Origin of the sequence: Paenibacillus sp. FSL H3-0329, from assembly GCF_037963285.1 — a bacterium.
Lineage (GTDB): Bacteria > Bacillota > Bacilli > Paenibacillales > Paenibacillaceae > Paenibacillus_AQ > Paenibacillus_AQ odorifer.
Genome location: NZ_CP150150.1, coordinates 2,657,666 through 2,681,006 on the forward strand (window position 1 = coordinate 2,657,666; position 23,341 = coordinate 2,681,006).

At 43.4% G+C, this 23,341-nt stretch carries 21 protein-coding genes; 15 read left to right on the forward strand and 6 right to left on the reverse strand.

Annotated elements, in window-relative coordinates; all coding sequences use genetic code 11:
- Window positions 1-86: 86 nt before the first annotated feature.
- The 3 genes from NSQ66_RS11435 to NSQ66_RS11445 are packed head-to-tail and all read right to left on the reverse strand — an operon-like array spanning window position 87 to window position 3,507.
- Window positions 87-2,033, reverse strand: a complete 1,947-nt coding sequence (locus NSQ66_RS11435; protein WP_076100726.1) for a CotH kinase family protein — start codon at window positions 2,031-2,033, stop codon at window positions 87-89.
- Between the two features lie 29 nt (window positions 2,034-2,062).
- Window positions 2,063-2,791: a DUF4956 domain-containing protein gene (locus tag NSQ66_RS11440; protein WP_036683492.1), complete on the reverse strand. Its 729-nt coding sequence runs from the start codon at window positions 2,789-2,791 to the stop codon at window positions 2,063-2,065.
- A 2-nt stretch (window positions 2,792-2,793) separates the two neighbouring features.
- A complete protein-coding gene (locus tag NSQ66_RS11445; protein WP_036683495.1) occupies window positions 2,794-3,507 on the reverse strand; it encodes a polyphosphate polymerase domain-containing protein in 714 nt (237 codons plus the stop codon).
- A 226-nt stretch (window positions 3,508-3,733) separates the two neighbouring features.
- Between NSQ66_RS11445 and NSQ66_RS11450 the strand changes: the two genes are divergently transcribed.
- The 3 genes from NSQ66_RS11450 (at window position 3,734) to NSQ66_RS11460 (ending at window position 9,924) form a co-directional block, all read left to right on the forward strand.
- Window positions 3,734-4,975, forward strand: coding sequence for a metallophosphoesterase family protein (locus tag NSQ66_RS11450; protein WP_076142362.1), 1,242 nt, complete (start codon window positions 3,734-3,736; stop codon window positions 4,973-4,975).
- A 218-nt stretch (window positions 4,976-5,193) separates the two neighbouring features.
- Entirely contained in the window at window positions 5,194-5,952 is a 759-nt protein-coding gene (locus tag NSQ66_RS11455; RefSeq protein WP_076142361.1) for a DUF6612 family protein, read from the forward strand.
- Window positions 5,953-6,303: 351 nt separating this feature from the next.
- Window positions 6,304-9,924, forward strand: a complete 3,621-nt coding sequence (locus NSQ66_RS11460) for a X2-like carbohydrate binding domain-containing protein (protein WP_339193140.1) — start codon at window positions 6,304-6,306, stop codon at window positions 9,922-9,924.
- Between the two features lie 599 nt (window positions 9,925-10,523).
- Here the strand turns inward: NSQ66_RS11460 and NSQ66_RS11465 are convergent.
- On the reverse strand, window positions 10,524-11,264 hold the full coding sequence (locus NSQ66_RS11465) for an SDR family NAD(P)-dependent oxidoreductase (RefSeq protein WP_076100720.1): 741 nt from the start codon (window positions 11,262-11,264) through the stop codon (window positions 10,524-10,526).
- Between the two features lie 131 nt (window positions 11,265-11,395).
- Here NSQ66_RS11465 and NSQ66_RS11470 point away from each other — a divergent pair, with 131 nt between their 5' ends.
- The 3 genes from NSQ66_RS11470 to NSQ66_RS11480 are packed head-to-tail and all read left to right on the forward strand — an operon-like array spanning window position 11,396 to window position 13,388.
- Window positions 11,396-12,289, forward strand: a complete 894-nt coding sequence (locus NSQ66_RS11470; protein WP_076100718.1) for a LysR family transcriptional regulator — start codon at window positions 11,396-11,398, stop codon at window positions 12,287-12,289.
- A 50-nt stretch (window positions 12,290-12,339) separates the two neighbouring features.
- On the forward strand, window positions 12,340-12,639 hold the full coding sequence (locus NSQ66_RS11475) for a hypothetical protein (RefSeq protein WP_076100716.1): 300 nt from the start codon (window positions 12,340-12,342) through the stop codon (window positions 12,637-12,639).
- 38 nt (window positions 12,640-12,677) lie between these two features.
- Window positions 12,678-13,388 carry an SAM-dependent methyltransferase gene (locus NSQ66_RS11480; protein WP_076100714.1) on the forward strand — a complete coding sequence of 237 codons (711 nt, stop codon included), beginning with the start codon at window positions 12,678-12,680 and terminating at the stop codon, window positions 13,386-13,388.
- A 75-nt stretch (window positions 13,389-13,463) separates the two neighbouring features.
- Here the strand turns inward: NSQ66_RS11480 and NSQ66_RS11485 are convergent, their stop codons facing one another.
- Complete coding sequence (locus NSQ66_RS11485; protein ID WP_038574369.1) at window positions 13,464-14,678, reverse strand: MFS transporter; 1,215 nt, start codon at window positions 14,676-14,678, stop codon at window positions 13,464-13,466.
- A 174-nt stretch (window positions 14,679-14,852) separates the two neighbouring features.
- Here NSQ66_RS11485 and NSQ66_RS11490 point away from each other — a divergent pair, with 174 nt between their 5' ends.
- From NSQ66_RS11490 to NSQ66_RS11520, 7 genes are all read left to right on the forward strand, one after another.
- Complete coding sequence (locus NSQ66_RS11490) at window positions 14,853-15,014, forward strand: hypothetical protein (protein ID WP_155288118.1); 162 nt, start codon at window positions 14,853-14,855, stop codon at window positions 15,012-15,014.
- A complete protein-coding gene (locus NSQ66_RS11495; protein ID WP_076100712.1) occupies window positions 15,011-15,973 on the forward strand; it encodes a phosphotransferase in 963 nt (320 codons plus the stop codon). The genes NSQ66_RS11490 and NSQ66_RS11495 overlap by 4 nt, the downstream gene beginning before the upstream one ends.
- Window positions 15,974-16,033: 60 nt before the next feature.
- Entirely contained in the window at window positions 16,034-16,519 is a 486-nt protein-coding gene (locus NSQ66_RS11500) for a DUF3888 domain-containing protein (protein ID WP_141118535.1), read from the forward strand.
- 811 nt (window positions 16,520-17,330) lie between these two features.
- Window positions 17,331-17,666 (forward strand): hypothetical protein, encoded by a 336-nt coding sequence (locus tag NSQ66_RS11505; protein WP_249267736.1) that lies wholly within the window; start codon window positions 17,331-17,333, stop codon window positions 17,664-17,666.
- Window positions 17,667-18,809 (forward strand): DNA polymerase III subunit beta, encoded by a 1,143-nt coding sequence (gene dnaN, locus NSQ66_RS11510; RefSeq protein WP_076100711.1) that lies wholly within the window; start codon window positions 17,667-17,669, stop codon window positions 18,807-18,809.
- 567 nt (window positions 18,810-19,376) lie between these two features.
- Entirely contained in the window at window positions 19,377-20,261 is an 885-nt protein-coding gene (locus NSQ66_RS11515; RefSeq protein WP_036685883.1) for an EFR1 family ferrodoxin, read from the forward strand.
- Between the two features lie 3 nt (window positions 20,262-20,264).
- Complete coding sequence (locus NSQ66_RS11520; protein ID WP_051491419.1) at window positions 20,265-20,885, forward strand: hypothetical protein; 621 nt, start codon at window positions 20,265-20,267, stop codon at window positions 20,883-20,885.
- A 111-nt stretch (window positions 20,886-20,996) separates the two neighbouring features.
- On the opposite strand, the gene NSQ66_RS11525 is transcribed toward NSQ66_RS11520, so the two are convergent.
- Window positions 20,997-21,614 carry a nitroreductase family protein gene (locus NSQ66_RS11525; protein WP_036685885.1) on the reverse strand — a complete coding sequence of 206 codons (618 nt, stop codon included), beginning with the start codon at window positions 21,612-21,614 and terminating at the stop codon, window positions 20,997-20,999.
- A gap of 245 nt (window positions 21,615-21,859) precedes the next feature.
- Between NSQ66_RS11525 and NSQ66_RS11530 the strand changes: the two genes are divergently transcribed.
- A complete protein-coding gene (locus NSQ66_RS11530) occupies window positions 21,860-22,678 on the forward strand; it encodes a DUF2785 domain-containing protein (protein ID WP_256720277.1) in 819 nt (272 codons plus the stop codon).
- Between the two features lie 200 nt (window positions 22,679-22,878).
- On the forward strand, window positions 22,879-23,322 hold the full coding sequence (locus NSQ66_RS11535) for a DUF1641 domain-containing protein (protein WP_036685888.1): 444 nt from the start codon (window positions 22,879-22,881) through the stop codon (window positions 23,320-23,322).
- Window positions 23,323-23,341 lie beyond the last annotated feature (19 nt).

Consider the following 23,341-nt stretch of genomic DNA (forward strand, 5'->3'; position numbering starts at 1 on the left):
ATAGTGTTCATGCAAGAAGCCTCCGTCAATAAACGACGGAGGCTTCTTGCATGAATTATTTGTTGATGAGGATACTTTTTACTGCTCTACAGCCGTTTGCGTTTGTAGTAGGTTACGAAAGCAGCGGTTAGTATTAGGAGAAGGATGGCGACGCCAGTTGTGATGGCTTCACTCGTGCTGCCTTTTTGCTGCATAGTACCAGCACCACCAAAGTCGCCACCGCCCATACCACCAGGCATACCGCCACCAAATCCACCGCCGCCCATGCCGCCACCGCCAGGGCCATTTCCGCCGCCTTCAGGGAAAGCGGGTCCGCCCATAGCACCAGGCTCACCACCCGCGCCGCCGTCAAATCCACCTTGAGCAGCTTGCCCATTAGTGTTGGTTTGTCCACCTTGAGCAGCTTGCCCGTTGGTGTTGGTTTGTCCGTCTTGAGCAGTTTGCCCTGTTTGTGTAGTCTGCCCACCCGCAGCTGCTTGTGAGTTACTGCCAGGACCATCGCCGGCATTAGGGATAGCCGGTCCGCCCATGGCACCAGGCTCACCACCTGCACCACCCTGAGCAGTCTGTCCACCCGTAGCCGCCTGCCCTCCGGTATTTGGTGCAGCTGCGTTTGCGCCAGTATTACCAGTAGCGCCATCCGCACCTGTGGCCTGCCCAGCACCCGCAGCGCCTTGAGCTGCACCATTTTTAGCGCCGCCACCAAAGCCACCGCCGCCCATGCCACCACCCATGCCGCCACCACTTCCTGATCCGTCACCGGATGAAGAAATGGTGCCGTCGAGCTGCTGCTGGATACTTTTGGCCATGTTCGACATGAAGGTCTCAACAGCCTTTATCCCATTTTCATACTGTTCGAAAGTGTAGAAGGCGGATGGATCCGCTTTGACATAGCTGGAAATCATCGTGTTCAGCTCATCAATCCGAGCCTGGAACGTATCGTCCGCTAGATAGCCAGTAATCATCTCACTAACAATTTCGTGATATTTCGTTTTGTATTCCTCATTAGCGAGCAGTTTCGCAATCAGCGGGCGTTCTGCCAACGCACCTTGGGTAGGCTCGTCAATTAACACATCTGCGCTTCCCATGCCGCCAAAAGCCATATTATAATCCCACGGCAGAATCGAGAAGACTCCATCGTCTTCATATAAGTAATAATTCTGCTTATTCCCACCTAAATAACTGTCCATATTACCCGTGACCGCATTTAGAGCGATATACTTCAGCGATTCCTCTACGTCGATGTATTTTTCATAATCGGTGCCGTTATTTAGCTCATTCAGCATGTCGACAAGAATATCATCGTTGGACTTATCGGATTTCATTTCTAGTCCAGTATAGAGGGCTGGATCATCGCCCAGCCAAGTCAAATCACTGCCCTGACCGGTCATTACACCTTTATAAAGTGCACCATAAGTGTTGCCGAAATTGCGTTCCAGATAAGCATCACCGATCTGTTCTACTGCAAGATAGAAACCCTTCAGTTCATCGTTTACATACACATTGACGAAGGAATATTTCGGCGTCGGGAGGCCGACACTTTCAGCGAGCTCATAGGTTAGAAATTCACGCATATAAGAAGCATCGCTGTAATTATTATTAAGATTGATTTTAGTAATGCCGAATAAATTCTGGTTAACATACTCATCAAAAGAAATTTTGAAGCTGTAGCGGTCAGAGTCTGTCATCTGTACTACGCTTCTGAGACTGAGATTTCCTTTGGTCCGTACAGCTACATTATCGTATTTCATACCGTTGTACTCGACGGAAGCCATTTTATATTCTTCAGCACTGGCATTATCCAGCATGTCCTGAAAATCGTCCGGGTCCAAGGTGATTTTGACATCCACGACCTTATCTTTTGGAAAGACCTGCTCGTCTAGCTTTTTCTCATCGCTCGAAATGACCTTGTCTTGAGCATCAGACGTTGGATTATTTGTTGCAGACGGACTTGCGTTCTGACACCCGGCTACGGCGATGACCAGCAGCAGGCAGCAAAAACTCAGCAGGATTGACTTACCTCTGGTTTTCATCTGGGGCACCGCCTTTCATCTCGTTGTAATTAAGATACATAGTCACCGCTATAGCTGATCAAGAGTGCATTTTTGACACCTTTTAGGTCAGAGACTGTGTTGACAAAGCCGCCTACTTTATCATCCAGACGAAGCTCCAGCGTCAATTCAATATTGTTTGCGGAGACTGTTTTTTGCTTCACATTGTAACGTTTTACGGATTTGGTGATATGGCTGTGTACTTCACGTTCACTTTCATCACTGTCGCAGTTAATGACCAGTAAGTATGGCGTTTCGATAGAAGAGTGTTTGATGAACAGGAACAAAATGAGACCGATAATGATCGAACCGATAATAGCCAAGGTGAAAAATCCTGCTCCAGTTACAATCCCTGCTACAGCTGCCCAGAACAAGAAGATCAGATCAGTTGGATCTTTGATTGGTGTTCTGAAACGAACGATGGACAATGCGCCGACCATACCGAGGGACAGCACAAGGTTAGAGTTAATCGCAATAATGACAGTAGCTGTAATCATGGTCATGCCCATAAGTGAGACGTTAAAGCTTTTGGAATATAAAACACCGCTAAAGACACGTTTGTAGAGCAGGTAAATGAAGTATCCGATCAGAAAAGCTACGCCCAAGGTAATCAGCATCTTGGAGATACTAATATCAGATACAAAATTGTCGATCACCGAGTTTTTAATAATGTCCGAAAAATTATTTGTAGTATCTGTAGTCGTTGTTGTAGCTGCTAGCGGTGCTAGTGATGCATTCATAATCAATAATCCTCCCAAGTGTTAGTTTTTAAGAATTTGCGGCAGATCACGTATTTCGAAGCGGACTGCCTATTCAGTCCCTCAAGCTGCAACGCGATTTTAATGTACTCCGGAATGTACTCATCAAATTTCACTTCAAAAATTATGAAGTTCTCATCAATCGCCCGAATCGGATGCAAATCCTTATCGAAAATATCCGTAGAATGCAGGCCCGTACGTAATTCTTTATCGAACGTTATTCGCACATTGCCGTTGTGGCAAACATAAGGCTCGCGAACATAATCCACGATGACCTTGGGTCGCAGCAGGTTATGGCGCATCTGATCGTATAACTCCATGAACAACGGACTGTCCGGGACGTTCAGCACTTCGTAGTTGCCCGCCATAATCTCGTCGTACATTTGCCGTGTTAGCGGTTCTTTGATTTTGGCGATATAATCGTCCATTTTAATTTTTTTCTCAAAGTGAATGATGTTGTCTTGGATGTTGTAAATGCGAATCCGGTATTTGGCCCGCTCTCTGAGACCGCCGAGCTTGTCTGCAAGTGCCGTGTTGTTGATATCGTCAAAATACAAACTCCGAATGTGGTATTCTCCACTCTCATTAGCGTGTTGATCTTTATCAATCAAGCTTTGCAATCGCTGGCGTAATATAAGGTATTGATGATAGTTAATGAAAAATTTAAGTTCATGCCGGAATTGAAGCTTCTTATTCATTTTCACACCTCGTTTCTCTCTCTATCTCTGGCTAACCTTCCTGCTTGACTAATTCTAGGAGACAGACCTTATGCTTAACTTAAAATAGACTGAATGTTTGCTGAATGTTTTACACTGCGTTAACAAAAGTCTGTATAAAGAATCGTGTGCAGATTTGACTTCTGACTTTGTAGGGGGCTATCTTATTTAGAAGGCTAGAGAGAAATTTTCATAAGGAGGTACCGTGATGAGAGACTATAAATTTGCCATAATCCTAGGAGTGCTTGTGATTGTGGTTATTTTAGTGGCTTATGGGTTGGAACGATCGAAAAGCGGAAGTGATGCAAATTCACCAGCACCGTATGATCTCGTGACTACCTTTAAGGGAGCCGCGAGCACAAGCCGCGCGTTTACTTGGTATACAAGTGACTCTAGTGCAGCAGGCATTCTGGAGATTGTAAAGGGACAGGTGTCCTCTTTTGCAAATACGGATGTACAAAGGGTAGAAGCGAAAAGTAGTTCCATCAAAACAGACAATGGCACCAAAGGTGTTCATAAAGTGGAAGCTACGGGTCTTGAACCCGGGACGTTATATACTTATAGAGTGGGTAGTGGCGTTGAAGGGGAATGGAGTCCGGCAGCGGAATTTACAACGGAAGAAGATGGACTGGACAGTGTGTCTTTTATCAACGTAACGGATTCTCAAGGGGAAACGGCAGAGGATTTTAAGCTGTGGGGGAATACACTGAACAAGGCTTTTCAGACATTTCCTGAAGCCAAATTTATTGTGCATAACGGGGATTTGACGGAGGGTCCGGAGGATTCGGCAGGCTGGGATGATTTTTTTGGCAATGTGCAGGGCTGGATTTCAGGGATTCCGTTAATGCCGGTAACAGGCAATCATGATGAGGTGGATGAGGATGCAACGTATTATACTTCACACTTCAACCTGCCGGATAATGGGGCAAAAGGTTCAATTGCAGGTACCTCGTATTCCTTCGATTATGGACCTGTGCATGTAACGGTACTGAATACAGAGAGCAATCTAAAAAAGCAAACGGAATGGCTGAAGGAAGATCTGAAGAACACAGACAAGAAATGGAAAATCGTTGCGATGCACCGTCCGGCTTACGGGGGGAACTCCTATAAGAAAGTTGAAGATTGGACGGATATTTTTGATACGTATCAGGTTGACTTAGTGCTGCAGGGTCATAATCATGAATATTCCAGATCCTACCCGTTACGTGGCGGAAAAATAGTTCTAGAAGGTGAGATTTCCAAAGGTGCTAAACGAGGGACAGTCTATGTTGTGACTAACGCTTCTGGAGGGAAATTTAACGAGAAAAAAGAAGATCAGTTCTATCATGCGGTGCATTTTCAGAACAATAAGCAAATGTTTGCCGGCATTAACGTTATCGGGGATACATTAACCTATCAGGCCTATGACGTGGATGGAAAGCTGCTGGATGAGTTTGTGTTGACACATTGAGCTAAGGGAATTGGTAATATTACTAAAATACCTTCTCTGCTGTAAAGGCGGGGGAGGTATTTTTTTGATTTGCATCAAACCACCAAACCCGGCGCAACTGTGCACCTTAAGACGCTTTTTCACATGTCTACCTTTTCCGTCATATAAGCTGTTAGCTTTATAATGATAAAATAGATTTAGTTATATTTGGATTTCATTTGAAGTGAAGGGGAAGTAATATGTTTATCAGAAAAGCGGTTTTTATCGGTATCATTTGTATGTTAGGTTTGACAGGTTGTGCAACGAACATTAAATCGGGTGCTGAAGGAGAGGGAGATAAGCGTGCAGAGGAGCTGCTCAGCATGTCTCGGAGTGAACTGGCTAAGCAGGAGAGCTACACTATAGAAATGGAGAAACAAGAAGAAACATCAAGCAAATCGGAAAAAAGTGAAGATAAACATTGGTCGAGCGCTGTCTCATTTCATGTCGACTATGTTAGAAATCCTTATACCGTATATCTAAAATCGGAGACTGCGGAAGGGAAGGAACGAGAAGAGTACATATCGGATACTGAATATCATACAAAGGTAATGGATGATTTATTTATCAAGCAAGACGATTATATTCCAGTGAAAGAAAAACAAATGGTACAAAGATTTATTGATCCGTACGATTATATAGACACGTACCAGATAGATTCTCAGGAGATCGTTGTTACTGAAGAGGAACAAGAATACATACTTTCGATGGAGATATCGTCTAATGATGCGAGTAAGGAAACACTCAAATTGATGAAACAGAATTTAACAGACAAAATTAAACTAAGATATACGCTGGATAAAACTACACATTTGCCGCAAAAAGTGGAAGCGGAAATATTCACTTCATTAAAATCAGAAAACTTAGATTCAGAATCAGTGCTCACTTTGCAAACAATTATCAGCAATTTTAATGGTATAAAAGAGATTGTTATGCCTGCAGATACTAGTGAAGAATAGTTATATTAGAAAGCCTCTGGGATTTATTCCGGAGGTTTTCTTTATCAACAGAATTATTTTTGATCAAAATTTAGTGAAATTGTATCCTGAAGTGTGAAAATGGTACGATTTTTAGAGACAATCTTCTGCAAAATATAACCATTTTCTCTCGATAATGAAAAACCTTACCATTATAATGAAAGCGTTATCAGAAAATGGATTCTAAGTTCTAAAGGTATGGATTAAGGGGGAGGGAGGAGCAGGGATATAGAGTAAGAAGAAGGCATAAACAAACCAATTATATCGTAGGAGGCGTAAAACGTGATTCGTAACCGTATCCGGAAAACAGGACTTTTGGTCCTGCTTGGCGCGATGGTAGGCTCTTTATTCTCTGCATTCCCAGCTACTACCCATGCAGCCTCAAGTGAACCTTACACCTGGAAAAGCGTTGTAACGGGAGCTGGCGGGGGCTTTGTACCCGGAATTATTTTTAATCAAACTGAACCGGATCTGATTTATGCCAGAACAGATATTGGCGGTGCCTATCGCTGGAATCAAGCTACATCCAGTTGGGTCTCAATTAGTGACTCGGTAGGCTGGGTAGATTGGAACAAGAATGGCGTAGATGCTCTGGCTACAGACCCAATTGATCCTAATAAAGTCTACATGGCAACGGGTACGTATACTAATCATTGGGATAATAATGGCCAGATTATGCGCTCTAATGACCGGGGGAACACCTGGCAAACTACTCCACTGCCTTTTAAAGTAGGTGGCAATATGCCGGGCCGTTCCGCTGGTGAACGCCTAGTCATCGACCCCAATAAGAACAACATTCTCTACTTTGGAGCTAGAAGTGGTAATGGCCTCTGGAAAAGTATTGACTCAGGTGTAACTTGGTCAAAGGTAACCTCTTTTCCAAACGTTGGAACTTATATTCAGAATCCGACACTTGATTATGGGAATGATCTTGTCGGATTGTCTTGGATCACTTTCGATAAGAGTACAGGTACACTTGGCAACGCAACTCAAACGATCTATGTTGGTGTAGCCGACACGGCTAGCAGCGTATATCGGAGTACAGATGGTGGAGTAACCTGGACAGCTCTGGCTGGACAACCTACGGGTTTCTTGCCACATCACGGCGAGCTGTCATCCACAGGCGATCTCTATATTACTTATAGTAATGGTGTAGGACCGTATGATGGTAGTAAGGGTGAAGTATGGAAATACAACAAAACTAGTGGGGCTTGGACCAATATCAGTCCTACGACTGGTACAGATAATTGGTACGGCTTTGGTGGATTGGCGCTGGATGCTCAGCACCCTAACACATTGATGGTATCCAGCTTAAACGCCTGGTGGCCTGATGAAGTCATTTTCCGCAGTACCAACGGTGGCGCTACTTGGAGTCGCATTTGGGATTGGGGCAATTATCCAGAACGGACTTATAAGTTCAGTATGGATATCACCGCCGCTCCATGGCTCGATCATGGAACCACTTCTACATCCCTGGATCCTTCACCGAAGTTAGGCTGGATGATGGGTGATTTGGAAATTGATCCATTTAACTCGAATCGAATGATGTACGGCACTGGAGCAACAATTTATGGCTCGAACAATTTGACCTCATGGGATACCGGTGGCAAGGTAAATATCTCTGTCATGGCAAAAGGTGTGGAGGAAACTGCAGTGCTGGGGCTAATTAGCCCGCCAACGGGAACTTCCCATTTGATCACTGCACTTGGTGACGTTTCTGGTTTCCGTCATGAGGATTTGTCGGTAGCACCAACCAAATTCCAGACCAGTCCTTCATGGGCAACAACGATGAGTATTGACTACGCTGAATTGAGTCCGTCCTATATGGTGCGGGTAGGCAGTGCAGATAAAGAAAAAACGCCAAGCATGAAGTCCATTGGTATCTCTAACGATGGTGGAGTGAACTGGTATATGCCAAACTCCGAGCCTTCAAATGGAACCAAAACAACGGTGGGCCATGGACAAGTGGCAGTCTCTGCAAGTGGTAATTCCATTCTGTGGAGCACCTCAGATATTGGGGTCTATTACTCCAAAACCTCAGGCAATTCTTGGACAGCAAGTGCAGGATTACCGTCAGGGGCGAAGATAGCGTCTGATCGCGTGAATCCTAACAAATATTATGGATTCTATGCAGGAACTTTCTATGTAAGTGTGGATGGTGGAGCTACATTTACTGCCACCGCAGCTTCGGGCTTCCCGACCAATAATGTGGCTGGATTACAGCCGAATGAAGCCCAAATCAGTATGAAGGCAGTTCCAGGTATTGAAGGCGACATTTGGTTCGCCGGAGGGAATACGGTTGAGAATAAATATGGTCTATGGCACTCCACTAATTCAGGTGCGAGCTTCACGAAGTTAACGAATGTAGAAGAAGCTGATCTTATTGGTTATGGTAAGGCTGCTCCGGGCCAAACTTATATGGCATTGTACACCGTAGCGAAGATTGATGGTGTAAGGGGCGTTTTCCGTTCCGATGATGTTGGCGCAACTTGGGTACGTATTAATGACGATGCTCACCAATACGCTAAGATCAATATGGCGATTACTGGGGATCCAAGAATCTATGGACGTGTATATCTCGGTACGAATGGCCGAGGCACCTTGTATGCTGATCCTGTAAATCCACCAGCTACAGGCTCGACCATTACGCCAATAACTGCAAGCTTTGATAAGAAAACAGCGAATCAAGCAGACGTTGCAGTAACTATGACGTTGAACGGAAATACACTGAGCACGATCAAGAACGGAACGGCAACCCTCGTGGCCGGAACGGATTATACGGTAAGTGGATCAACAGTGACGATTAAAAAAGCGTATTTAGCGACACAAGCGGTAGGAACGACTACGCTGACGTTTAGCTTTAGCGCTGGAGCTACACAATCTTTGGCGGTAGCGGTAACGGATACTACAACACCAGTATCCAACTCGACCATCACCCCAAGCAGCGCAGGTTTTGATAAGAAAACAGCAAATCAAGCAGACGTTGCAGTAACTATGACGTTGAACGGAAATACACTGAGCACGATCAAGAACGGAACGGCAACCCTCGTAGCCGGAACGGATTATACGGTAAGTGGATCAACAGTCACTCTCAAGAAGGAGTATCTGGCAACTCAAGGCGTAGGAACGACAACGCTGACCTTTGAGTTTAGTGCAGGAGCCGCACAATCCTTGGCGGTAGCGGTAACGGATACTACAACACCAGTATCCAACTCCACGATAACGCCAACAAGCGCCGGATTTGATAAGAAGACAGCGAATCAGACAGACGTCGCCGTAACTATGACGTTGAACGGAAATACGCTGAGTGCGATCAAAAATGGAACGGCAACCCTCGTAGCTGGAACGGATTATACGGTAAGTGGATCAACAGTCACTCTCAAGAAGGAGTATCTGGCAACTCAAGCCGTAGGAACGACAACGCTGACCTTTGAGTTTAGTGCCGGAGCCGCACAATCCTTGGTTGTCACTATCTCAGATACGTCAGTAGCTCCTACAGTAGCACTGAAAGTGCAGATGTATAACGGTACAGTGACTGCTTCCGGAAATACGCTAAATCCAAAGTTCAAGCTGGTGAACACAAGTACAAGTGCTGTTGCACTTTCTGATGTGAAATTAAGATATTATTACACAATTGACGGAGAGAAGGCACAAAGCTTCTTTTGCGATTGGTCACAGGCTGGAAGCGCGAATGTAACGGGCACGTTTGTGAAGCTGCCAACGGCTAAAGCTGATGCGGATTATTATCTGGAGCTTGGATTCTCGAGTGCAGCAGGTTCACTTGCTGCGGGTGCGAGCATCGATATCCAAGTGCGAGTAGCTAAAGAGGATTGGTCAAATTACACTCAAACCGGAGATTACTCCTTTAATGCGGTTGATACCAATTTTGTAGATTGGACAAAAGCGCCAGCCTACATCTCGGGTAATCTGATCTGGGGTAGTGAACCTAATTAAGAATCTTCACCAATAGTTATGCTGAAAAGGCTGTCCTAAAAGTAGAAAATTCTACTTTGGGGCAGCTTCTTACTTTAACCCTCAGGCTATAGGTGGTATGTTCTATGTGATATACGCTATAGGCTATGTACTACGCGTTCTATGAGGCATGTGGGATACGCTATGTGCTACGTTCTATGAATCATGCGATATGTGATATGTCGGATGGCTACGTTCTATGAATCATGTGGTATGTGGTATGTGCTATGAGGAGGCGTGGGTATACGTTATGTGGTATGTCAGATGCATTTATGGTTCGTGCGGTGTGGGCTAGAGAGTAATTAGGGAAAACCTCCCTGAAAATAGCCGGTATTTGCTTTAAATCAACGAAATCAGGGAATTCCTCCCTAAAAATCAGGCGAATTCGTTATTTTTCAGTAAATTAGCTAATAATTAGGGAGGATTTCCCTAATTATTGGTTGGATGACCAGAAAACTCAGAATTTTAGGGAGAAATTCCCCAATTATTCTATCAACGCTTCACTTCGTCCTGTACGGTACGTAAGAACCAGCTAATGATACTTAAAAGTAGTTCTGACATACCATTAGCTGTTTTGGCTGTTACAATGTTTGTCCGCTATCTATGGTAATGATCTGTCCAGTCATTGCTTCCTGTTCTAGCGCAGCGCAGACGAACTGGGCGATATCTTCGGGGGTTGAAATATGCTGAAGCAGCAGATTAGGGGCTAGTTTATACATCTGTTCTTCTCGTCCAGCCCACCATCTAGTAGCAACGGCGCCCGGTGCTACACAGTTAACTCTAATATTTGGAGCCAGCGCGTGTGCCAGCGATTTCGTAAGACCGTGGACAGCCGCTTTGGAGACGGCATAAGGAAGGGAGGAGCCTAAGCCTGTCTGTCCAGCGATGCTGCCGAGATTGATGATGGCTCCTGAATTTTTATGATTCATATATGGTGCAACCGCTCTGGCGCAGAAAAACATTCCTTTCACATTTACATCATATAGCTCATCCCATACTTCCTCGGTTGCCTTTTCCAGATCTCCGAGAGCAATATGTTTAGTTATACTGGCATTATTCACTAGCAGATCTATTGTCCCGAAATGCTGAATAATCGAATCCACCATACTCTGCACTTCTTGATCTTTAGAAACGTTGGCTTGTATTGCTATAGCCTGCCCCCCTTGATTCAGAATTGTCTTTACGGTTTCATTGGCTTCATCCTCAGATCTAGAATAGTTCACTACGACGTGAGCCCCGCGTTTGGATAGTTCCAAGCTTACAGCTTTGCCCATTCCAGTCCCTCCACCAGTTACTAATGCGACTTTATTGTTGAGATCCATCCTCATGCACTCCTTAAGTTGGCGTATGTTGTTGATATAAAGTATTCTATAGAGAAAAGTGGATTTCGTATAATTGAATATAATGAAAGTTTGGTTCAATTTATTTGAATTGAACACTGGAGGACACTAGGATGGATCTAAAAACAATAAAAACCTTTCAAACAATCGTAACTTCCGGAAGCTTTAATCGTGCCGCAGAAGAATTGAACTATGCCCAATCTACAGTTACGATGCAGATGCAAAGGCTTGAATCTGATCTGGGATGTCAATTGCTTGAGCGGGGTAAGCAAATCAGCTTAACAGAAGCAGGCAGATTGTTTTATGAAGAGAGCTTACATATCGTTAAAGATATGGAACGACTAGAGAGCCGTTTGGCTGATTTAAAAATAGGGGAAGCTGGCAACGTGCGATTAGGGGTAACGGACCCGACGGCGAGCTATCGTTTGCCGCAGCTTTTAAGTGAGTTTATGGCACAGTTTCCTAAAGTGAAAGTCTCCGTGGATATTGCGGGAACCGCAGCACTTAGTGAACTACTCCTGCGTGGTGAAATTGATATGGCTGTGTGCTCGGCGCCTGAGCTCGGCAAGGAGCTTTATTTTGAACCCTTATTTGCAGAGGAATTTGTGTTACTTTTGCCAGAAGAGCATCCGCTAGCATCCAAGGAGAGTATCACCCCAGAGGATATACAGGCTCATCGCTTATTGATTACGGCAGCGAATTGTCCTTATCGCAAAAAATTAGAAAGTGTGCTGCAGGAATCAGGTGGGCCGCCACTAAATACTATGGAGATTGGGAGCATGACGGCGCTGAAATATTTTGTGGGAAGTGGTTTAGGCGTGGCTCTTGTGCCTGAGATTGTGCTGAATCCAGCCCCAGCAGGAACTATAGTACGGAAGCTGGAGGGAAAGGTTATTGATATGACCTGTGGTATCCTGTGTAAACTTTCAGATTATCCGCTTAAGCTAGCGAGCTCCAGATTGTATCATTTTTTAAAACAGGAACTAACCGTGACAAGGATATTTTGAATTTTAAACGAATTGTTAAGAAATAGAAAAAATAGAAAGGGCGGTGTTTGATGTTTTTTAGGAGGAAATTCAGTTTCTGGCTTTCGATTATAAGTATCATCATCTGTCTGAGTGACTATCTGGGGGTGGGGATCGCGAATATTATTCTTGTACGTTTGAACCCTATTATAGATACACTGATCTTTACAGAACCTTTTGAAAGCTTCATGGTTGATGTAAATAATCCGAGATGGGGAACCAATAGTGCGTTAATCAGCGTCAGATTCCCAACTTATATTATTCATTTTGGAACGTTTTTGATTTTGGGGATTCTAATTGATTACCTTATTCGTATATTAAAACAGAAGTAGAAGTGTAAATGAGCCTAGAAGAGGAAAGGTGAGCTGAGATGAGCGGAGCAAAGGGAAAGCTTGATTTGGAGAGAATTGTTTTTATTGGCAGGACCTATGAGGAATATTTACGTATGTTTGATTTGCTGGAATCAGATCTCATCGGCCAGAGAATTCTGGATTGTCCTGCGGGTGCTTGTTCTTTTACAGCAATAGCGAATCAGTTGGGTGGTGATGTAACGGCTGCCGATATTGCTTACTATTACTCTGAAGATGAGCTGGCAGACAAAGGGGTTCAAGATATTGCGCATGCGATGTCCGGAATGGAAAAAGTACAGGATAACTTCGTTTGGAACTACTTTAAATCAATCGAGGGCCTGACCGAAGCTAGGAACGCAGCTTTAACCGCCAGCACTAAAGATCGAAGACAAACCCCGGAGCGTTATGTTCCTGTGGTACTTCCGGATCTGCCATTTGCGGATGAAGCATTTGATCTGACATTATCTGCTCACTTTCTATTTATGTACAGCGATCGGCTGGACTATGAATTTCATCTAAAGGCTGTTAAGGAACTAATGCGGGTGACGAGAGGCGAGCTTCGAATCTTTCCACTAGTCGACCTTTCTTGTAAAAGGTATGAGTATTTAGACCGCCTTATTGATGATTTGGTGAGGCAAGGATTTACTGCAGAGGAACTAGAGGTTCCTTATGAATTTCAAAAAGGTGCAAAGCAGATGTTGAAGATTAGAAGAGCAGAATTGTTCCTCTGAAATATAAAACGAGGGTGCCTCAAGCCATGATGACTTTGGGAGCGCCCTCGTTTTTTGTATAAATATCTATAAAGCTTACGCCACAGTTTCTTTCCGTTCTGCTACAAAACAAGCTATGCCTAATACCAGACCAAGGCCCACTAGAACCGCACCGACCCAAGGAAGCGAAGTGATCGCTAAATGAGAAATGACCCAACCGCCAATAAAGGCACCCGTTGCGTTACCGAGATTCCCGGCGGAGTGGCTGGTCGTTGAGGCAAGTGCAGGGGCTGCCTGAGCCAGACTCATAATCCGTATTTGCAGACCCGGCATGACCGCAAAGGACACCATACCCCAGAAAAATATTGTGATTACCGCAGCTATTGGGCTATGCATCGTGAAGGAAAAGATCGTTAGAATCATACTGACTGCAAAATAAAGTCCCACGATAGAAGGCATCAGCTTCCAATCCGCAAGCTTTCCGCCAACGATGTTCCCGATGGTCACCCCACAGCCGAATAAGACTAGAATCCAAGTCACACTATGTTCAGCAAAACCAGTCACTTCTTCAAGCAGTGGAGTAATATATGTGAACACGGTGAACAAGCTGGCGTTCCCTAACGCCCCGATCAATAAGAATAGTAGCAGCTTTGGATTAGCCAGCGCAGCAATCTGCTGGATAACACTCGCTGGTTTCTCTTGTTTAAGCTTTGGAATAAAAATGAGGATGCCGATCAGAGCGGCGACTCCCATGACAGCAATCGCTGCAAATGAGGCCCGCCAGCCCATACTTTGTCCAATAAATGTCCCTAGAGGAACTCCGACAATATTGGCTATCGTTAAACCTGCCATCATAATAGATACGGCTCCGGCCCGCTTATTGGGTTGTACAAGATTGGATGCAATGACTGCGCCAACCCCAAAAAAAGTACCATGAGTTAAAGCTGTAATTATACGAGCTACCATGAGAACGGTATAGTTGGGTGCAAACACAGAGATTCCGTTGCCCAGTATAAAAAGAATCATGAGAAGACATAACAGTTTCTTTTGTGGAATGCGTTGCGTGAGAATGGTCAGGATGGGTGCGCCAACGGCCACTCCAAGTGCGTACATTGTAATGAGTTGGCCAGCAGTCGAAATACTAACCTGTAAATCGTTGGCGACATTTGGTAAAATACCCATAATAACAAACTCAGTCATACCAATCGCAAAAGCGCCTACCGTAAGAGAAAGTATAGAGATGGGAAAGGGCTCTTTCCCTGCTCGTTCTTTGCGTGTTTGTGCCTTGTTGAGGTTTGGAATTGCATTCATGATGCCGATGTTCAACCTTTCTTCTGCCTGTAATGAAGCTCCACCTTGGTTAAGATGATAGATCCGACATGTAAGTATTGCTTTTCTATTATTTAGTTTTCTGAAAATATTTTCAAGATAAATATTTTTTCAGATAGTTTTCATTTTTATAGATCATTGAAGGGATGGTTATTTATGAATGTTGAAGGCCAAGTCCAAGTACTTGAATTGCCGGAAATGAAGCAAGAATTTAATAACAGTTTGCAGAGTAATGATCTTGGATTGGATATAGAAATCTATCAAATTGCGAACCCTTCCTGGCCCGATGAGGCTGAAGTGTTCCTTCCTTTGCGATGAGAAAAAATTATAAGCAGGCAGCTTTAATGGCGCTTCAGAACTTTGACCTGGATTGGACGCAGATTCGTTTTAACCAGCTATCGGATACCTGTACCTTTGTAATCGAAACTAATAAAGAGGGAACTTTTTTACTGCGCCTTCATTCGGGGAGATCTAAAGAGGAAATCAACTCCGAAATCGCGTGGCTGGAGCTTTTGAAGAGCAAAATTGATGTCCCCCTGCCAAAAGGTATTCACGACCGCACAGGTGCTGTAACGTTCAGAGTGGAACAGGGAAATGGAGAAGGTGTGTATGCCTCTTTAATGCGTTGGGTTGAAGGGGAACATGCGAATGAAAGACTTACCGAAGAACAAATTTACAAAGAAGGCGTTCTATTAGCCAAGCTACATAAGGCGGCACAGGAGCTGGAGTTACCCTCTGGCTTTAATCGTCCTGTTTGGGATGAGCATAGCTTTCGAAAAGCAATGCTTCGTTTAAAGCTGCATTATCATTGTTTTCTTACGGATGATGAGTTTGTGCTGTATCAGTCGGCAGCTGAAAAATTATACAACTGGTTAAGCAAGCAGCATAAAAATAAGAACAGAAGGTCTTATGGCGTTATCCATGGAGATTTACATCAAGGCAACATCATATTTAAAGAGGGCGAACCTCGGCCGATTGATTTTGGAAGATGTGGTTGGGGTTATTATCTTTATGACGTGGCACATACCCTTCTTGGACTGTATCCATTGCAAAGAGAAGGGGTCATTAAGGGGTACGAAAGTATCGCCAAGCTCGATGGGGAGTGGGTTCAGACTTTAGAGAATTTTACGGTCATGGTTATGATCGAAAATTATTGCCATCACGTAACCGATCCTAGGGAAACTGAGGGTCTAAAAGCAGAACAGCTCTATGCGCTAGCGATCCTGAAAAATTATCTTAAGGGAGAACCCTTTCTTTTTGACAGGATTGAGATTTAACGTATAAAAATAGGGTCTCTTTGGGGAATTTATATAAAGTTCCCTAAGGAGGCTATTGTGATGAAAAAAAGCTGGATTGCTCCCCTTCTTGTCGCAGTGATGCTTGTTCTGACGCCACAACCTTGCTCCGCTAGTAGGTTAATTCAACCTCAATCTATAACGCCCTCCAGGTCTGATTCGGGACTTCAACTGCCAGATCAAGATTCTCGCGAACTTAAGTTTCAAGACATTCTGATGTTATTTCTTTTACCCCATATTGAGAAAAAAATTGCAGATATTTATTCACCGCTTCTGCGAGAATCGCCAATGGTTTATCCTTACTTTGTGGATGTGACTGAGGTGAAGCGGCTCAATGGTTTCCGTGGGTTTGATTTCTTGATTACACTTAACGTATATCCTACAGTAGGTCCTCATATTTCAGTTGGAGAAGATACCATGACTTTTAGGATCTCTCCTGGTCCTAAGGTGAAGCTTGAATCGTTCAAGCATCTAAAAGACCCCCAAAAGTCAGACTTCCCACCAAATTATCAGAACATCCTGAGATAGTGTAGTTTAGGTAAGGCGGGCGGAAGAGTAGATGTTAATATGTGCCGCGCGTTGAGTTATGAGGCGAGCTATTTTTACATGAGTAGGGAGTTCTGCGGTAAAGGTAATGGGTTGAGTAGGGAAGGGAGTCTTAGGAGATGGTGAGTGAGAGGGGAGGAAGGTTGGGCTAGTGGCGTGATGAGGGTGAGTGGAGGGGAAGAAGGTTTGGTTAGCGGAATGATGAGGGTCAGTGAGAGGGGATGAAGGTTGGGCTACTGGCGTGATGAGGGTGTGTATGTGAGGGGATAGAGGTTGGGTTAGTGGCATGATGAGGGTGTGTGAGAGGGAATGAAGGTTGGGCTAGTGGCGTGATGAGGGTGAGTGCGTGTGTCCGGGAGCGGGTAAACGGGATAGTTGCAGTTTATACACTTATTTGCAGGAGATAAGAAGCTTAGTCACTTTTAGTTGCATTTGGTGCAGTTAAAAGAAGTCTTTTCACACTAATTTGTTAATATCGTTGAATTTAGTTGCAGAGAATACACTTATTTCGCTCGGGCAGCACAATGTATTGTTTATAGTTGTATAAAGTGCAATTAACTCATACATTCACAAAAAAATTTAAGCAAAATAAAAAATCCATGGGTTAACGTTGCAATACCCAACTCATACCCAACGCATACCAAACTCATGCCCAGCCCACCACACACACTCCGATCTTTGGGGTGTTTTTTTTGTGGTTAGACTTGTGGTGGATTAATGGCGATTATGGTATTATGAAATTAGCGAATGTATTGATTTAAGTTACTAAATTCAAATACGGAGGTGCGAGGGATTGGGTGATCATAAATTCGAAGGCGTACACAAGAGGAGCAATTTTAACGAAATTAAAGATAAAGTCACTAGCGATAGCGCAAGTAACAACGAGGATAAAGTTAAAGTAGGTGTAGCTACTAAAGATGGGCAGTTGGGGTTTCTTTTTACAAGGGGAGGTCTTCGGGAGGGTGCGGGTAGAAAAAGCACTGGTGTAACTAAAAAGGTATCTTTGACGTTATCTGAGGACGTTTGGCAGGAGATAGAGCAGGCTTGTGCGGATCAGAACGCATCTCGCTCTCAAGTATTTCGGAACATTATTGAGGCGCATTTTGTAAAGGAATCTAAGGAGAGTTAGGTGAAGTCTTTGCTAATCCATGTATCAAAAGATTCTCTTAGTACCGCATTACAGGCAGCATTAAAAGCCATATCCGCGAATAGTTCCTCACGTGTTCTTTCAGGAATACTTATTCAGGCGCAAACTCAGGGTCTGATATTAACAGCCAGCAATATAAGAATGACCATTGAATATAAGCTCCCTGTGAAGATGGATTCGATGGTTGTGCACAACACAGGTGAGATCGTAGTTCCCGCGCGTTATTTTTATGAGATCATTCGTAAGCTTGATCCTGGACTAATTAGGCTGGAAATCGAAGAGGCATTGATTCTAAACATTCAATCAGGGAACACTCAATTTCGTTTATGTGGAATGGATGCGGCAGAGTTTCCAAGAATCCAATACATAGATCATCCAAACATTCAAAAGATAAGCATGAAGAACACTCTCCTGAAGCAAATATTTAAAAGAGTGGTTTTTGCAGTCTCTTCATCGGAAACCAGACCTGTGCTCACAGGAGTTTTGCTTCAAATAGATAAGCGAAATATTCGTGTAGTCGCCACTGATGGCATCCGCTTCGCCCAGCATATTGTTGAAAGCGTAGAAGATTACGGTGCAATTCCTTTAGATGTTGTAATCCCGGGCAGCAGCCTGGAGGATCTTTTAAAAATATTAAGCGATGATGCAGACAGCAGCACCGATTTAGAAATAGGCCCCAAGCAGATCAGATTTATTTCTAATGGATTGAGGGTTCAGTCTGCCCTTCTAGAAGGAACTTATCCCTCTGTCAATAATTTAATCCCAAAAGCGTATCTCTCCGAAGTGATTGTTAAGACAGACCGCTTGTTACATGTGGTTGAACGTATTTCTATATTGGCTGGTGAGAGTGTTATGCTCAGCGTACTTCCTTCTAACACGCTAAGTTTAGTGTCCAAGACTGCAGAAATTGGGGATGTAAAAGAAGAGATTCCTTTGGATCATCTAGAGGGTGATCATTTTCGAGTAGCCTTTAACGGAAAATATTTCAGGGACATCCTTCGGGCGATAGATAGTGAGACGCTTAGAATCAGGTTCGCGGGAAAAGAAAGGCCGCTGGTGATCCTGCCTGTAGACGCATCTTCGTCCACACTTTTTTTAATTACTCCTGTGAGGACGCATGATTGAGGATATGTTAATTGCAGTATTTGAGTACATTTGAGCGAATAGCTGCAACTGAGTCCGAGCAATTGCTGAAAAGAACGCCACCTGCCAAATCTGCTCCTAAACGTGCTAACCAGTGCTTAAACTAACTGTCTATGACTCAACTTATCTACTCCGTGCGCGGAATTAGCTGCCTATTGCTCAACCTATCTACACCGTGCGGAATTAGCTACCTATAGCTCAACCTATCTACTCCGTGCACGAAATTAGTTACCTATAGCACAATCTATCCGCCTACGTCTCGAAACCAGTTACCTTTTGCTCGATCTAGATCGTAGCGGACCGTACTGCAGCTATTTCAGCATATGGGTTCATTTTGCGAAGGTTTCGGACTGTATAGCACCTATTGCCCTTGATTTACTCAGAAAAGGAGTACATTTGAGCGAATAGCTGCAACTGAGTCCGATAGTGTGGCAAAACGAGCGAAATTATGGAAATAAGAGCAACTGAGTCCGAAATAGCCCAAACCCACTTCAGCATCACAGCTTTCCCAGACGGGAATGAGGTATATTTGATCTGGGAGGGGATGGAATGCATAATGCAAAGACGGCCATATTTTATTTCTCAGGTACTGGCAATACGGAGATTATTGCTAAGCAATTTGCTGAAAGGCTAAGAAGTAAAGGGCAAGACGTAGATTTGTTTAGAGTGGAAGATATTATTAAAGGCACTCGTTCTGTAGAATATGAAGCTTATGATCTTATAGGTATTGGTCATCCGGTTCTAGGCTTTGGCGCTTCCGGTTTTGTTGAACATTTTGCAGATCAGCTGCCTGAATGTAATGGAACCCCGGCATTTGTATTCAAAACGGCATCCTCTCCACACTATATCAATAACGGTGCTTCGAATACGGTTCTTCGTTCTTTGCGTGGGAAGGGATATATCCCTTTTCACAATTCCATTTTGGCGATGCCATGTAATTTTTATATCAAATATGATGACAGGTTGAATAAGCAGTTGTACCAAGCCGCACAGCGTAAGGTGGAATTGTTTGCAGAGGAAATCGTAAACCGAACACCACGAAATCTGCCGATTCACCCTGTGTTGGAGCGGGTTCTGAGAACAGTATATTATTGTGAGGAACACCAAGGGGGAAAATACTTCGCCAAAGGATTGCGTACAACGGACGCTTGCACACTATGTTTAAAATGTGTCAGCAACTGTCCAACATCCAATATTAGTAGCGGCGTAGAAGGAATTGTTTTCAGTCAAAATTGTTTATTATGTATGCGTTGTGTTTATTCTTGTCCTCAGAAGGCAATCCAAGCGACACGACTGAAGACTAGCGTAGTAGATCCCTATACTGGAGGTCCGAATCTTCATAAACTAATGAAGGATTCTGCGAATGATGGACGGTTTGTTACTCCCAAATCCAAGGGCTACTATAAGCATTTTATTAAGTATTTGGAGGAATGACATATGAATCTGTTTCGGATGGGATCTAAGCTACTGGGGATTGAGCGGATCAGCACATTTTTGGAGGATAATTATGTGAGTATCGGCTACCCCGGAATAGGGGATCTGGAGAATCTAAGCATAGAGGAACTTCGTGATCGATTAATCGGTACTTACCAATATAGTGAGCCGGAGCTTATGCAACATCTGCAAGCCCTTCAGCTATTTGTACATACGATGCAAGATGGAGATTATGTGCTGGTGGCCGATGGAGATTGGGTACATCTCGGAGACCTCGGAGATTATTTTTACAACGAGTTAAATGATAATGTTGACGAGGGTACATGCCATCGGCGTGGTGTAACGTGGTTGAAAAGTCTGCCGATTTCTGAACTAAACGCAGGCGTGCGGGAGTTATTTAACCAAAGTGCACCGGTTGTACAATTTAAGGGTCCAAAACCAAGTGCTCGCTTGGATCTGTGGATTACAGGTGTTTCTGCTAATGAACAAGAAGTGAATAGTCCGCTGGAATTGGATGAGGAGACGCTCTCTAAGGCGCTTAATATTTTGAAAGAAGCTTTGATTTGTGATGACTCCGAACGACGGGAACGAGCAGCGATTGCCATTTTACAATATGCGAAGTAGAGCACCTCTTCTATATCGGGCACACGGTTCATTATCTTCATGATGAGTTCCAATTAAAAAAACGTTCCACCCGCTACTTGCCTCGGATGGAACGTTTTGCTGTATCTATAATCAGATGAACTCAACGAATTCGTTGACTGGCTTACGGTAGCCGCGGGGTCTGATTTTATGTTTTTTGTCTTTGCCGATCGTGATCAGCATAACAGGTACCATATGATCCGGCAGATTCAAGGTGGATTGGATAACATCAGCATCGAAGCCGATCATCGGGCAGGTATCCCAGCCTTTATCTTTGGCGATCAGCATAAAGTGCATGGCCGAGAGAGAGGCGTTACGTATTGCTTCATCTCTTTGAAAAGCATCCTTATCAATGTAAGCATTGTTAATCATCTCTATTTGCTCATCATATTCCTCTTGTGACATCGCTCCTAAAGCTTTAAGCCCGCCATAGATTTCTGGAGCCTGCTGATAAGCATGCTTATCTCCTAGCACTACAATAACTGCTGAAGCAGTATGGATTTTATATTGGCCGTAAGCCGCTTCGCGAATTTCTTCTTTTAAGCTCTCGTTAGATATCACTTTGTAATTTGTATGCTGTAGATTATAGGCCGATGGTGCCAATCTGGCGTAAGAGAACATTTCCTCTAATTCATTTTGAGGGATGGTGACCCCTTCCACAAAATTCATAGCGGATCTGCGGGACTGAATCAAGTCTGTAAAAGCGCTCATAAGTATTCCTCCGTTGTGTATGTATTCAGTTGTAAAATATAAACACCTGATATTTGTAAATGTACTAACTAAATGTTACTAACTCAAAATAACACAGCCTATAAAATTCGTCAATGATAAAATTTATTGAAGTTAATCTTGAATACCCTGTTGTCAAAAAATAGGACATAAATTAGGATATTAGGATATGTAAAAACACGGTGAATGAAAGGGTGGATAAATTGATTAATAGTAGAGAACGATTGATGATAGATTTACAAAGAATCGAAGAGAATGACTACGAGCTTAGAAGTGGACAGGACATAAAGGATTATGTGAAGTTGATGCTTGAGCATTTAGGAGATCCCGAGCCTGTGCTGCGTGATGAATTGATTTATTCCACATTCTACAAATGGATTAATGAGAAACATTGGTTTAATGATGCGGAGCTTCGTGAACTGCTGTGGATACTCCTTGACGAGCAGCATCTGTTTTATCACATTGGGAACAAAGAAGATCAGACGGTGTATACAAGAACATTTTCTGTATTGGTTGTTGCTCTTATTCTCCAGCGGAATAGGGAAAAGGCTATATTGGATAGCTCTGAATTTACAAAGGTGAAGCAGGGTTTAATTCGTTATTATAAGGAAGAACGGGATTTAAGAGGTTATATGGAAAAAGAAGGCTGGGCACACGCAGCAGCACATGGCGCAGACGCCTTGGATGAGCTGGTTTTATGCTCGGAGAGTGATGCCGAGGTGCGGGAAGAGGTTCTGACAGTTGTTCAAAAGATGCTTTATAACGATCAATACATATTCAGGGAGGAAGAAGATGAACGGATTGCTACTATTATAGTTACAATCATCGATCATCATTTACTTCCACAGCAGTCTATAACCGATTGGATTCTCAACTTGGCGCAATGTGGCAGTTGGCCTAGAAGCCACAGCCAGTACGTTACTCGAATAAATACAAAGAACTTCCTGCGTTCTCTTTATTTCAGGTTACTTCTAACAGAGAAGAATATGGACATTGTGGATGTTTTATTGAAAACTGAGAAGAATTTGAATGAATTTGTACATTAATTCACTCAAACGGTTTTAATTAACACTGGTAATTTAAATAATTTATTATAATGTAATAAAAATCACAAAATTTTATGGAAATTCAAAAACTTTGTGACATTTATAACTTGATAAGTGCTATAATAGAAATATGGCGTTAAAAGTTCTTATGTTTTTCATTACTATTAAGCAGCAAAGCTTATTGCAGAGGAGATTTGGATATGTCAGAATCAATCACTCAAACACAACCTGAACAAGAATCACCAAAAGTAGCTGTTAGCAAGGAACAAATGGATGTTCTAGAGCAGCTCTTGAAACCAGAAGTTCAGGAATCATTAACAGTCTTGGTGGAACAGCTGCCAAAATTAACTGAGCTTGTTGGCGTGCTTACAAAGTCCTATGACTTTGTGCAAACTGTCGCAGCGGATGATGTCTTGAAAAGTGATACGGTAAGTGCAATTAAAGAACTTGCTGAACCTGTAGTGCATTCCGCGAAGAATATGGCAGCTACAGTGATCGAAGCAAAAGATCGTGCGAATGAAAGTAACGAAGTTATTGGTCTTTTTGGTCTTATGAAGTTGTTGAAAGATCCACAAGCACAAAAGCTTTTCCGTTTCGTAAATGCATACCTTCAAGTTGCTGGAGAACGCAGTAAGCAGAAATAATCATTTTCATATCTTATTC